A 12,056-nucleotide genomic window follows, 5' to 3' on the forward strand; every position below is an offset into this window, starting at 1 on the left:
CGTGATCATCGCCAGCTAATCGTCGGCGGCGATATGGCCGGCGGCCTGCTCCATCCATGTCCAGAGATAGGCTGCAAGGCCGCGATCGACATGGATGCGCAACTTGCCGTCATGGCGATAGACGATGGCGCTGATGCCGGCGAAGGACAGTGCGGCGCTCGCGCTTGACTGCCTGGGATCGAGCGTCGTTCCGCGCGCAATGAACGCGTCGAGCGCCGGGCCTTCGGCCTCGAACACCTGCAGCCCGGCGCTGATCGCCGTCACCGCGAAGCCTTCCGCGTGCCAACCGGCGGCAATGGCGAGCGGCGCGTTCGACACGACGAGCAGCCGGTCGCGCGCCAGCCGCGCGGCATAGCGGTCACCCTGAGCCGCGCCAAAGGCACCCACGCCAGTTCCCTCCATGCCGGACAGGCGCGCCCAGGGGTCGAGGTCGCCACTGACCAGCAGCTGGTCGAGCCCGAGGACAGCGCTCATCACGAAGCCGGGTGCATTGATGGTCGCCGACTGCCAGTCGGGCGCGGCAGACCATTTTTCCGCGAGATCACGCATTGAGCCGGCCTCCCGCCGGGTCGTAGGCGCAAGGGGCGGCGATCGTTGCCGACCTATGCTTGCCGAGATGTTGGATTTCGATCGTTTCGCCGTGCCGCGCCGCACCCCGTTCGATCAGGCCAAGCGCGATCGGCTGGCCAAGGGTGGGGCTCTGGTAGCTGGAGGTGACAAAGCCCTGGCTGTACAGCCTGCCATCGCGCCGCTTGATGCCATGCGCGCCGGTTGGCAGCGGCGCTTCGCCTCGCGGCACCGTCAGGCCGACAAGCTGCAGCCGGTCGCCGCGCGACGCCTCTTCGGTGAACAGCGAACGGCGGCCGACATATTCGGTCTGGCGTTTGGCGCGAGGCCCTTCGCTGCCGAGATCATGCGGCAGCGTGGTGCCGTCAGTGTCCTTGCCGATGACAATGAAGCCTTTCTCGGCACGCAGGATCATCAGTGCTTCCAGCCCGATGAGAACGGCATCGAACTTCTGGCCGGCCTGACGCAGATGCGCCCATAGCGGCTCGGCGCGATCGGCGCGGATCGAAATCTCGTAACTCCTGTCGCCGGTGAAGCTGACGCGGGCAATGCGGACCTCGTCGCCGGCATAGACGCCGCGGCCGATCGCCATATGCGGCAGGCTGGCATCGTCGAGCGAAAGCCCAAATCCCACGGTTTCGAGCAGCTTGCGGGCATTCGGTCCGGAGACCGTCAGCGTCGCCATCTCCGATGTGGCGTTGTGGATGTAGACGGCGTTGCGCCCGAACCGATCCTGGCGCCATTCCTCCAGCCGGGCATGCACGGCGGCGACATGCGAGGACGAGCACGAAACGACGAAGCGATGCTCGTCCAGCCGCACCAGCACGCCGTCATCGAAGACCACGCCGTTCTCCGACAGCATGAAGCCGTAGCGGCAGCGGCCCGGCTTCAGCGTCGACATGGTGTTGTAATAGAGGAAATCGACGAATTCGGCCGCCTTCGTCCCGATCACCTCGATCTTGCCGAGCGTCGAACCGTCGAACAGCGCGACGGACTGGCGCGCGCGCAACGCCTCGTCCTGGATGGCGCGGTCCGCATCGGCGCCACGACCGCCATAATGAGCAGGCCGCAGCCAGCCGCCATATTCCTGGAACACGGCGCCGCTGGCGCGGTGCACATTCTCCAGCGGCAGCCGCCGCACCGGCGCCATCAACTCGCCAACGCGCGCGCCGGCAACGCTTGCCAACGGCACCGGCGTGAAGGGCGGGCGATAGGTGGTGGTACCGACCTCCGGCACCGTGCGGCCGGTGATGCCGGCCATCAGTGCCAGGCCAGGCAGATTGGAGGTCTTGCCCTGGTCGGTCGCCATGCCGAGCGTGGTGTAGCGCTTCAGGTGCTCGACCGAGACGAAGTTTTCGCGGGCCGCCAGTTCCACGTCCTTCACCGTGACGTCGTTCTGGTAGTCGATCCAGACGCGGCCTTTTGAGCCTGGCACCGGCCAGGCGGCTACGATGCCGGCTGTCGTTTCCGGCCCGGTACTGCGCGGGGCCGCCACCTTCGCCTGGCCGAGCGATGCGACGGCTCTCTCCGCGCCGGCGAATACGTCGGACAGGGAGACCGCGCCGGCGGCGGCGCCTGCCACCGAAATGCACTCGACCGGGTCGCCCGGCAGGAAGGCGGCGCGCGCCTCGCTCCAGGCGAGCTTGCCCCTGGCCTGGCCGAAGAGATGGATGGTCGGCGTCCAGCCGCCCGAGACCAGCACGCAATCGGCATCGAGCCTGGTGCCGTCGTCCAGCGTCACGCCCTCGACGCGCAGCTTGCCGGCGGCGGAGGCCAGCGCACGCCCTTTGATCGTCCGCACCTTGGCGTCTGGCATGCCGTCGCGCCTGATGTCGACAAGTGTGACCTCGGCGCCCGCGTCGGCGACCGCCTCCGCCACTTCATAGGCGCTGTCATTGTTGGTGGCGACGACGATGCGGCGGCCGGCCAGCACCGCGTGGTGCCTGAGATAGCAAAGCGCAGCATCGGCCGACAGGATACCGGGCAAGTCATTGCTGGCGAAAGGCAGCGGCCGTTCGATGGCGCCGGTGGCCAGCACGATCCGGCGTGGCCTGACCCGCCACAGCGTATCGGGCCGGCCATCGAAATGGCGCTGGTTCAGCCCGACCAAATTATGGTCGTAGATGCCGAAGGCGGTGGTCGAAGGCAGGATCAGATGGCCGCCGCCGACAAGCGCCGCGAGCGTCTCCTCGATCCACAGGGCAGCCGGCCTGCCGTCGATCTCGCTGGCCCGGTGGCCGAGCGACCCGCCCGGCTTCCGCTGGTCGTCGACCAGCGTGACGGACAGCCCCGCTCCGGCCGCAAGCCCTGCCGCCGCCAGTCCGGCCGGCCCGGCGCCCACCACCAGCACGTCGCAATGATGATTGATCTGGTCTGATGTGCCTTGCGAGGTCCAGTCCGTGTCGACCTTGCCCAGTCCGGCCATGGCACGGATGCGCGGCTCGAACATGTGCCAGTCCGGCCACATGAAGGTCTTGTAGTAGAAGGCCGCCGGAATGAACCGCGAGAAGCGGTCGAGGAAGGCGTTGCGGTCGCTCAATGCATTGGGCGTCGCGTTGACGCTTTTCGCCACCAGCCCCTCGCGTGCCGGCTCCGTCGTCGCGCGTGTGTTCGGTGACGCTCCGCCGATATCGACGAGCGCGTTGGGCTCCTCGACGCCGGCACCCCAGATGCCGCGCGGCCGGTGGTACTTGAAGCTGCGGCCGACGACCGCGACATCGCCGGCGAGCAGCGCGGAGGCAATGGTGTCGCCGGAAAAGCCGTCCACGCTTGTGCCGTCGAAGCTGAAGCGCAGCGGGCGCGAGCGGTCGATGGCGCTGCCGCCGGTGGCAAGGCGCGACGCGGTCATGCCGCATGCTCCCCGCCGAGCTCGGCCGACGAGAGGACTGTGTGCGTAAGCGTGTCGCGCTCCATGACGAAGAACTCGCCGCAGTTCATATGCACCCAGATTTCGCGCGCCGCGCCTTTCGGATTGGAGCGCAGGTAGAGATATCCGGCCCAGCGATCGATCGGCACATCGCCGCCGTCCGGCCTGGCATTGCCGGCATCGCCGCCATAGTGGAATTCGGTCTCGTCGCGCGGGCCGCAGAACGGGCAAGGAAAGAGCTGCATGACGGCTAGTCCTGGTCTTTGTGCATGTCAGTGCGCGATGCCGGAGCCGGCCGCTTCGTCGATCAGCCGGCCACTGGCGAAACGATCGAGGTCAAAGGGCCGGCTGATGTCGTTGTGCTTGCCGGTCGCCAGCAGGTTCGCCAGCAATGTGCCGCCGGCGGGGATCGCCTTGAACCCGCCGGTACCCCAGCCGCAATTGAGGAACAGATTGGGCAGCGGCGATTCGCCGATGATCGGCGAGGAATCCGGCACGACGTCGACAATGCCCGCCCATTGCCGCATCAGCTTCAACTGGCCGAAGATCGGGAACATTTCCAACAGGCCTGATATGACGGTCTCCAGCGTCGGCAAATTGCCGCGCTGTGCATAGGAAGGGATGCGGTCGAGGCCGCCGCCGATGACGATCTCGCCCTTGTCCGACTGACTGACATAGACACCAGTGCCGGGCGACAGGACCACCGTGTCGAGGACCGGCTTGACCGGCTCGGACACGCAGGCCTGCAGCGCGTAGGAATTGATCGGCAGCCGGAAGCCGGCCTTTGCAGCCAGCACCGAGGAATGCCCGGCGATAGCCATGCCGATGCGCTCGGCACGGATCGCGCCACGCGTCGTCTGGACGCCGCGGCAACGGCCGCCCTCGATGATGAAATCGGTGATCTCGCAATTCTGGATGATGTCGACGCCGAGTTGGCTCGCCGCCCGCGCATAACCCCAGGCAACCGCGTCGTGGCGCGCGGTGCCGGCGCGGCCCTGCCAGATGCCGCCGAACACCGGGAAACGCGCATCCGAGGAGAAATTGTAGATCGGCGCCACCCGGCGCACATCCTCGGGCGAAAACAGCTCCGCATCGATGCCGTTGATCTGCATGGCGTTGACGGTGCGCGCGCCGATCTCCATCTCGGCGGTCGAGTGGCACAGATTGACCATGCCGCGCTGCGACAGCATGACATTGTAGTTCAGGTCCTTCGACAGGCCCTCGTAGAGCCGGTGCGCCAGACCGTAGAGTTCGACGCTTTCGGGATAATAATAGTTGGAGCGCACCACGGTGGTGTTGCGGCCGGTGTTGCCGCCGCCGATCCAGCCCTTCTCCAGAACCGCCACCCGGGCGATGCCGTGATTCCTGGCCAGATAATAGGCCGTCGCCAGCCCATGACCGCCGCCGCCGATGATGATGGCGTCGTAGGATGCTTTCGGCTCGGGCGAGCGCCAGGCTTGCTTCCAGCCGGTCTGGCCGGTGAGGCCCTCCTTGAACAGCGACAAAGCGGAATAGATTCGGGTCATGGCGCGCGCGAAAGGCCTGGTTGGTCAGAGGTAGCCTAATGGCAATGTACACATATGTCTAGTTATCGCGCGGGGCCGCGGCTGCCGTCCCTAACGGTTGCGCGAAATCGTTTCCTCGACATAGCGCGAAAAGTCCTCGACATCCCCAGCCGAAGGCTCCTGACCGGTGAAGCTGCGCAGATACGCGGCGACATGCGGCAGGCGGCTGCTCATCGGCTCGTCGAGTTCGAGCGAGTAATAGCCGATCTGCATGAAATAGAGCACGCGGGCGCGCACGAACGCGTCTTCCTCATCATAGCCATGGCGCATGAACATGCCGCGGATCGCATTGACGCGTTCTTCGTCGGCCTCGTCGAGCGCGCGCCGGATGGCGGGCGAGCGGCGAGCCCAGGCCCGGATCGCGAAATCAAGCCGGGGATCGAACAGCCTTTCGTCCACCCAGCATTCGAAAATGCTCATCACCCCGCGTATGACCGTCGCGGATGGGCGCTCGGCGCGTTCGACGATGAAGCGGGTATTGGTCTGCCGCCAGTGGTCCAGCAACTGGTCGAGCAGGTCCTGGCGGCTCTTGAAATACCAGTAGAAGCTCGAGCGCGAGACGTCGAGCTGCTGGCCGAGCGTCAGCACGCGGACGCGTTCGACGCCGTCCGAGATCAGGGTTTCAAGCGCGAGCTTCAGCCAGTCTTCGCGCGTGGCCTTGATATTGCCGGTGGCGCCGGCGCGCTGGGGTGTCGTGTCGGTGACTGCCATTGCACGACGCATGACACGCTGTCCCGGGCAAATCAAGGCCATGTACATATGTGTACATGGAGCCATGCAACCGAAACTGGACGATATCGGTTGAACTTAGCCGGATCAGCAGTCGATGTGTCACGATACCGGTCGTCATCCTCCGCGTGGAAGCGGGGGAGGATTTTGTCGCGGCGAGCGAGCCCAGACTTTGCTTCCCCGCAAGGCATTTGTCTGGCAAATACCAATCCGACCGAATGCCGCCGCGCGGCCAAGCAGCAAGAAAGAGACCGACATGACCCTGTTTCGAAAGAACCTCATCGATGGCGAATGGACCGGGGATGCCGGCTCCCGCAACATCAACCCTTCCGATACGGGCGACGTTGTCGGCGAGTACGCCTCGGCCGATGTGGAGCAAACCAGGCAGGCGATCGCCGCGGCCAAGGCAGCGTTCCCCGCATGGTCCCGTTCGGGGCCGCTGGCGCGCCATGCGGTGCTGAAGAAGGCCTCGGACGAGATCCTGGCGCGCAAGGACGAGATTGGCCGCAACCTGGCGCGCGAGGAAGGCAAGACTCTGGCCGAAGGTATTGGCGAGACCATTCGCGCCGCGCAGATCTTCGACTTTTTCGCTGGTGAGACCTTGCGCCTCTCGGGCGAGGTCGTGCCGAGCGTGCGGCCGGGCGTCGGCGTCGAGATGACCCGCGAAGCGGTTGGCGTGGTCGGCATCGTCACGCCGTGGAATTTCCCGATCGCCATCCCCGCCTGGAAGATCGCTCCGGCGTTGGCCCATGGCAACACCATCGTCTTCAAGCCGGCCGAGCTCGTTCCCGAAAGCGCCTGGTCCATCGTCGACATCCTGCATCGCGCCGGCCTGCCCAAAGGCGTGCTCAACCTCGTCATGGGCAAGGGCTCGGTCGTCGGCCAGGCAATGCTCGACAGCCCCGAGGTCAACGCCATCTCCTTCACCGGCTCGGTCGGCACCGGCAAGCGCGTCGCCGCGGCAAGCGTGGAGCACATGCGCAAGTTCCAGCTCGAAATGGGCGGCAAGAATCCGCTGGTCGTGCTCGACGATGCCGATCTCGCCGTCGCTGTCGATTGCGCGCTGAACGGCGCCTTCTTCTCGACCGGCCAGCGCTGCACGGCCTCGTCGCGTTTGATCGTCACCAACGGCATCCACGACCGTTTCGTCGACGCGCTCAAGGAACGCATGGATAAGCTGGTGATCGGCGACGCGCTCGACGCACAGACCCAGATCGGGCCCGTGGTCGACGCGACCCAGCTCAAGCAGGACGAAGACTATATCGCCATCGGTGTCCGCGAAGGCGCCACGCTCGCCTTCGGCGGCGAACGGCTCGACCGCAAGGCGCCGGGTTTCTATCTGAAGCCGGCGCTGCTGACCGAGGCCACCAACGACATGCGCAGTTCGCGCGAGGAGATTTTCGGGCCCGTCGCCAGCGTCATCCGCGTCAAGGACTTTGACGAGGCGCTTGCCGTCGCCAACGATACGCCGTTCGGCCTGACGTCGGGCATCTGCACCACGAGCCTCAAGTACGCCACGCATTTCAAGCGCAATTCCGAAGCCGGCATGGTGATGGTCAATTTGCCGACGGCGGGCGTCGACTTCCACGTTCCCTTTGGCGGCCGCAAGGGGTCAAGCTATGGTCCGCGCGAACAGGGCCGCTATGCCATGGAGTTCTACACCACGGTAAAGACCGCCTATACGTTCGCGGGATGACCAGGCGCCGGCTGATGCGCCGGCGAACTGTCACCTCTCCGAAATCGACCGGTGCAAATGATGACATTGCAGGACCTGACCTGGCTCAACCCGCCACCGCATCACGCCATCGACGGTGATGTCGTGCGCGTGCGCACCGGCAAGGAGACCGATTTCTGGCGCGAGACGTTCTACGGGTTCTGGCGCGACAACGGTCATTTCCTGTATCGGCCGGTCGAGGGCGATTTCACCGCCGAGGTCACCGTCAAGGGCGACTACAAGGTGCTTTACGATCAGGCCGGGCTGATGGTGCGGCTGAGCGAAACCCACTGGATCAAGGCCGGTATCGAATACACCGACGGCCTTGCCTATGTCTCCGTCGTCGTCACCAACGACACCTCGGACTGGTCGCTGGTGGCCATAGCGGCCGGCCCGGACGGCGTCAGCATCCGCCTGACCCGCCATGGCGAGGCGATCCGCGTCCAGTATCTCGACGCTTCCGATGGTCGTTGGAAGCCGGTGCGGCTCGCCTATTTCCCGGTCTCGAAGGCGGTCGATGTGGGCATGATGTGCTGTTCGCCGCAGCGTGAGGGTTTCGAGGTCGCGTTCACCGGCTTTTCCGTCTGTCCGCCGATCGCGCGCGACCTGCACGACTGAGGCCATGAGCCCGTATGGCCTGTGCGAACAGGCCCGCAGGACGTTGCGGCCCTGACGGCGTCTGGGCTAAGCGTTGTCCATGGGCATGTCGCGTTGGCGGGCAACACTGAAAAAAACCGTCCGTTCCAGGGCGCTGCGGTTTCTCAGCGTCCCGTCGGTGCTTTGGTCACAAGGGATCGGGCTTTTCTGCGATTTCGCCGGGCCCGGCTGGTATCGCTGGGCGCCCACCGAATCCACGCAAAGCGAGGCTTTTTTCCGCGACCACTACAGCGGCGCGCATGGCATCGTCTGGGTGCGCTTGAGCACCTTGGCCAGGATCCCCAGAAATTGCGATCTCGATACATTCGCCAGGGTAGCCTTGCCGACCATCAAGGCTCCTTTCGTCCTGATCACGACCGACGGTGATTCCTCGGTGCCTTCGGATCTGGCCAGGGACACTGTCGAGCGGCTTCTCGCCAACCCCTATCTGGTCTCCTGGTACAGCCAGAACTGCGATGGCGGTCATCCCAGGATCAAGCCGTTCCCGATCGGGCTGGATCTCCACACGCCACGTTCCCTGGCGACGCCTGCCGGGTTGGTGCGACAGCTGAAAACACTACGCGGCCGGCAGGGGAACGCGGATCGGCGTCCGGCCAGGATATTCTGCGACTTCAGCATCAGCAATGGCTCCAGCCAGCGTCGGGAGTTGCTCGATGCCCTGGACGGCTGCCCGCATGTCGACTTCTTGAAGAAACGCGTGTCGCAGCGCGCGATATGGGAGCTGTATTCGCAATACCCGCTTGTGCTGTCGACCGTCGGAAACGGCCTCGACTGCCACCGGACATGGGAGTTGCTTTACCTCGGCTGCATCGTGGTGACCAAGACCTCGCCGCTCGATCCGCTCTACGAAGGCCTGCCTGTCATCATCGTCGAGGATTGGCGCGAGGTGCGGGATCCCAATGCACCGGAACGCTGGATCAGACAGGCCGCGCGTTTGACGGATCGGAATTACGTGTGGGAGCGTCTGCGCCCGCAAACCTATCTGAAACCTCTGCGCGAGGAGCTTCGGCAGGCAGCCGCCTCACCACGGGACGTGTAGAATTTCCAGCTTGGGCAAGCCGACAGGCTGAATGCCGAGGTCGTTGGCAAGAAGGCCAAAGGCTTCCGTTTCGATCAGATCGCGGTAGGGGATTTCGGGAAAGCGAAGGCCGCCGCGATGCAGGGCGGCATCGACCAGGAGCATGGTTCCGCCCACCGCATCGAGGCCGATCATGTCGAGATGCCTGACATCGCCCAGATGATACCGGCTTGGCGTTTGCACGGGTGGCTGGTGAAGGCCGCCGCGTATCTCGCGGTAATAGCGATAGTCCTTGGTCTGCCGTCTGATGACAAAGCTGTTGAGGTCGAAACTGGCGCCACCGGCGATCTTCACGCAGTTGGGCACCGCGATGCGATGCCCCGTGGCGATCAGGCGGTTCAGCGCATCACCGGGAAAGCGCCAGACGTCGATGTCGATCCACAGTGCCCAGTCGTCGTCCCTGTCCAGCCCGTGATCGATCAGATAGTTGCGAACCTTGGCGATTGCGCCGCGCCTGACGCGCTGCATCCTGGGCTTCGCCCGTTTAGCCCTGTCGAGGCGGGTGCCGACCTGTCTCTGCAAGAGGACGATGTCACGATATTTGCCGGCCAACCCAGCGGTTGCGGCCTGCAGCCGCTCCCAGCTTCCGTCGAGGCTGTCGCCTTCGCAAAAGACCAGCTTGATCCTGTCCTTAGGGTAGTCGAGTCCGTCCAGCGCATCGAGGAACGGCTGGATGAGGTCTGCGGCATCGCGAAGCGGCACCAGGACGGCGACGTTTCGGCCCGACGGCGGTGGCGCTGACAGTACCGCCCTGTCGACGCCGGCTTTCGCCTCCGCTTCATCCAGATACGTGCCGCGCGACAAGTGATATCGGAGCCGGTAGGCCCAGTTGCGAAGCCTGGTGCCCCATTTTGGCGGCGGTTCCGGGGTCCACCATGTGCCGGCCCAGTGATGGATCGAAAGCGACGCCGTGTCGTCGCCGGCGTCGCGCTCCGTGCTCCCGGCCGACGTCACCGGCACGAACAGGCCGGAAGGATGAATGGCGAGGGCTGCCTGGTCACGGTACCCGCGCTGCGCGGAAGTGAGCAGGCAAGGGCCGGTCGCGTCGAGCACGTCCTTGGCGGCGGCGAGCCCGGGCATCATCGACAGGAGATGGATCCAGAAGGGATGACGGGGCGGGCTGGCTATCGTTCCATTGAACAGGAGGTAGGGCAGGCCTCGGAAATCCGCCTGGACGGCCGCATGCGAAGCCGGCTCCTTGCACATCACGACCCGGGTCTCGTTCATGATCGCGTCGAAGGGCGCGACGCATTCGCAGTCTATGTCGGCATAGACCCCGCCAAAGTGATGCAGAAGCATGTAGCGAGCCGCATCCGACCGCTGCACGCCATTGGTGTAACCACAGAACATCGGTAAGAAATCGGGATAGTGCTCGGCGACGAATTCGAGCAGCATCCGGTCGCTCCAGAACATGACCGTCCAGTGTGGATTGTGCCGTTTCCAGCTCTCGGCGTACGCCTGGAAGCGTACGGGAACGCTGTCGGTCTTCCATGTCTGGTGCAGGATCGGCGGGATCATTGGCGGCTCATGGGGTGACGGGAGATGGCTGGTCGTCATTGCCGTCATTGTCCAGTGCAAGCCCGGCGCGGACGGCATCGCGGATCGCTTGCGGGCCAAATCTTGCCCATACGGCCTGATGCGCACGCAGGCGCTGCCGTGTCCGGCGCTCGGCGTCGAGACAAAGGTCGACGGCCATGTCGGCCAGTCTCTCGTCGCTGTCCGACAGCAGCACCTGGTCATTCTCGATCAGGCCCAGGCCCTCGGCCGCTAGCGGTGTCGCGATCACCGGCACTCCCCAGGCCATCGCCTCCAGAATCTTGATGCGCGTGCCCCCGCCCGCCCTGAGCGGGATGATGCTGAGATGCGCGCCGGACAGGAGCGGCGCCACGCTTTCGGGATTCTCGACGAGTTCCACATCGGGCAACCCAGCCAGGGCCTGCACGGCCGGGTTCGGACCGCGTCCGGCGAGAACGAGTTTCGCGCCGGGCAAGGCCTGGCGGATACGGGGCAATATGGCCCGTGCCAATCGCCCGGCGGCATCGACATTCGGAGGATAGCCGAGATGGCCGATGAAAAGGATCACCGGAAAGCCGCTGTCGGCCGGCGCTTCCGCGGGCAGCACGGCGGGAATGGCCTCGACGTTGGGAATCCCATTGGGAACGACGTCGATTGGCATCTTCCGTCCGGCAAGCGCCATCAACCTCTCGCGGTCCTCGTTCGAGCAGACCCAGACTCTGTCGACAAGGGCGAGCGCCTTTCGTTCGAGATGCCTGATGCCGGGCGCGGATACGACGGTGGATAGGCGCGATGCGGTCGTGACCGCGCGTTTCATCTGCGCGGACAGGTCGGACTCGACATTGTGCATGTCGAGGATGAGCTGCCTGGCCAGTGGTCGCAAGGGCCGCAGCAGCTTGAACAGGCCGATGCTCTCGACCACGACGGTGTCCGGGCGGAATTCTAGGATCAGTGCTTCCAGCCGCGCCAGGGCCGCGCGCGAAATGCGATGCTCCGCCCTCATGCGCCACCATCCGATCGAGGCCGTCCGCGGCCCACCCTCGATTGACAGCGCCTCGGCGCGGATCCGCGGATCGGGCGCGGCCGCCGCGATCGCCTTGGGCAGCACCGAGGCCAGACAGACCGGTCCGAACGCGGCCGCCGCCACGGCATTGCGATAATTGCGAAGATCCGCGCCGGAGGTCGGCGGAAACGCCGGCTCGTGGGACACGATCAGCACGCGTCGCCCGGTGCCGCGCGCCGGCATGTCGACACCGGCCCGCGTGCTCAAAGCGGACACCCGACGCTTCGCGCCAGGAGAGACGGCGCAAGCTCTGTTGCAGACGACATTCACGAGGCCCCCGAAGCCGCAGAAATCAGCCTCGA

10 protein-coding genes are annotated in these 12,056 nt (G+C 65.3%); 3 read left to right on the forward strand and 7 right to left on the reverse strand.

Annotated elements, in window-relative coordinates:
* Positions 1–15 precede the first annotated feature (15 nt).
* The 5 genes from FJ948_RS25730 to FJ948_RS25750 form a co-directional block, all read right to left on the reverse strand.
* Positions 16–549 (reverse strand): hypothetical protein, encoded by a 534-nt coding sequence (locus FJ948_RS25730; RefSeq protein ID WP_140709407.1) that lies wholly within the window; start codon positions 547–549, stop codon positions 16–18.
* Complete coding sequence (locus FJ948_RS25735) at positions 542–3,415, reverse strand: sarcosine oxidase subunit alpha family protein (protein ID WP_140709409.1); 2,874 nt, start codon at positions 3,413–3,415, stop codon at positions 542–544. Before FJ948_RS25735 ends, FJ948_RS25730 begins: the two co-directional genes overlap by 8 nt.
* Positions 3,412–3,678, reverse strand: coding sequence for a sarcosine oxidase subunit delta (locus tag FJ948_RS25740; protein WP_140709411.1), 267 nt, complete (start codon positions 3,676–3,678; stop codon positions 3,412–3,414). The genes FJ948_RS25735 and FJ948_RS25740 overlap by 4 nt, the downstream gene beginning before the upstream one ends.
* 27 nt (positions 3,679–3,705) lie before the next feature.
* Positions 3,706–4,959 (reverse strand): sarcosine oxidase subunit beta family protein, encoded by a 1,254-nt coding sequence (locus FJ948_RS25745; protein ID WP_140709413.1) that lies wholly within the window; start codon positions 4,957–4,959, stop codon positions 3,706–3,708.
* A gap of 90 nt (positions 4,960–5,049) precedes the next feature.
* The gene (locus FJ948_RS25750; RefSeq protein WP_140709545.1) at positions 5,050–5,709 is read right to left on the reverse strand and encodes a TetR/AcrR family transcriptional regulator; all 660 of its coding nucleotides are present in this window, start codon (positions 5,707–5,709) and stop codon (positions 5,050–5,052) included.
* 274 nt (positions 5,710–5,983) lie between these two features.
* Between FJ948_RS25750 and FJ948_RS25755 the strand changes: the two genes are divergently transcribed.
* The 3 genes from FJ948_RS25755 (at position 5,984) to FJ948_RS25765 (ending at position 9,137) form a co-directional block, all read left to right on the forward strand.
* Positions 5,984–7,423 (forward strand): aldehyde dehydrogenase family protein, encoded by a 1,440-nt coding sequence (locus FJ948_RS25755; RefSeq protein WP_140709415.1) that lies wholly within the window; start codon positions 5,984–5,986, stop codon positions 7,421–7,423.
* Positions 7,424–7,483: 60 nt separating this feature from the next.
* On the forward strand, positions 7,484–8,059 hold the full coding sequence (locus FJ948_RS25760) for a DUF1349 domain-containing protein (RefSeq protein WP_140709547.1): 576 nt from the start codon (positions 7,484–7,486) through the stop codon (positions 8,057–8,059).
* 79 nt (positions 8,060–8,138) lie between these two features.
* Positions 8,139–9,137, forward strand: a complete 999-nt coding sequence (locus FJ948_RS25765; RefSeq protein ID WP_181173824.1) for a hypothetical protein — start codon at positions 8,139–8,141, stop codon at positions 9,135–9,137.
* Here FJ948_RS25765 and FJ948_RS25770 read toward each other — a convergent pair.
* Positions 9,120–10,694 (reverse strand): glycosyltransferase, encoded by a 1,575-nt coding sequence (locus FJ948_RS25770; protein WP_140709417.1) that lies wholly within the window; start codon positions 10,692–10,694, stop codon positions 9,120–9,122. The two genes, FJ948_RS25765 and FJ948_RS25770, sit on opposite strands and share 18 nt — an antisense overlap.
* Positions 10,695–10,701: 7 nt before the next feature.
* On the reverse strand, positions 10,702–11,970 hold the full coding sequence (locus tag FJ948_RS25775) for a glycosyltransferase family 4 protein (protein WP_246677625.1): 1,269 nt from the start codon (positions 11,968–11,970) through the stop codon (positions 10,702–10,704).
* Positions 11,971–12,056 lie beyond the last annotated feature (86 nt).

The organism is Mesorhizobium sp. B2-3-12 (assembly GCF_006442205.1).
GTDB lineage: Bacteria > Pseudomonadota > Alphaproteobacteria > Rhizobiales > Rhizobiaceae > Mesorhizobium.

What these genes read in the sequence shown, in the direction of transcription:
- FJ948_RS25730 (WP_140709407.1), bottom strand. Translation starts at nt 549, where the DNA reads ATGCGTGATCTCGCGGAAAAATGGTCTGCCGCGCCCGACTGGCAGTCG.
- FJ948_RS25735 (WP_140709409.1), bottom strand. Translation starts at nt 3,415, where the DNA reads ATGACCGCGTCGCGCCTTGCCACCGGCGGCAGCGCCATCGACCGCTCG.
- FJ948_RS25740 (WP_140709411.1), bottom strand. Translation starts at nt 3,678, where the DNA reads ATGCAGCTCTTTCCTTGCCCGTTCTGCGGCCCGCGCGACGAGACCGAA.
- FJ948_RS25745 (WP_140709413.1), bottom strand. Translation starts at nt 4,959, where the DNA reads ATGACCCGAATCTATTCCGCTTTGTCGCTGTTCAAGGAGGGCCTCACC.
- FJ948_RS25750 (WP_140709545.1), bottom strand. Translation starts at nt 5,709, where the DNA reads ATGGCAGTCACCGACACGACACCCCAGCGCGCCGGCGCCACCGGCAAT.
- FJ948_RS25755 (WP_140709415.1), top strand. Translation starts at nt 5,984, where the DNA reads ATGACCCTGTTTCGAAAGAACCTCATCGATGGCGAATGGACCGGGGAT.
- FJ948_RS25760 (WP_140709547.1), top strand. Translation starts at nt 7,484, where the DNA reads ATGACATTGCAGGACCTGACCTGGCTCAACCCGCCACCGCATCACGCC.
- FJ948_RS25765 (WP_181173824.1), top strand. Translation starts at nt 8,139, where the DNA reads ATGGGCATGTCGCGTTGGCGGGCAACACTGAAAAAAACCGTCCGTTCC.
- FJ948_RS25770 (WP_140709417.1), bottom strand. Translation starts at nt 10,694, where the DNA reads ATGATCCCGCCGATCCTGCACCAGACATGGAAGACCGACAGCGTTCCC.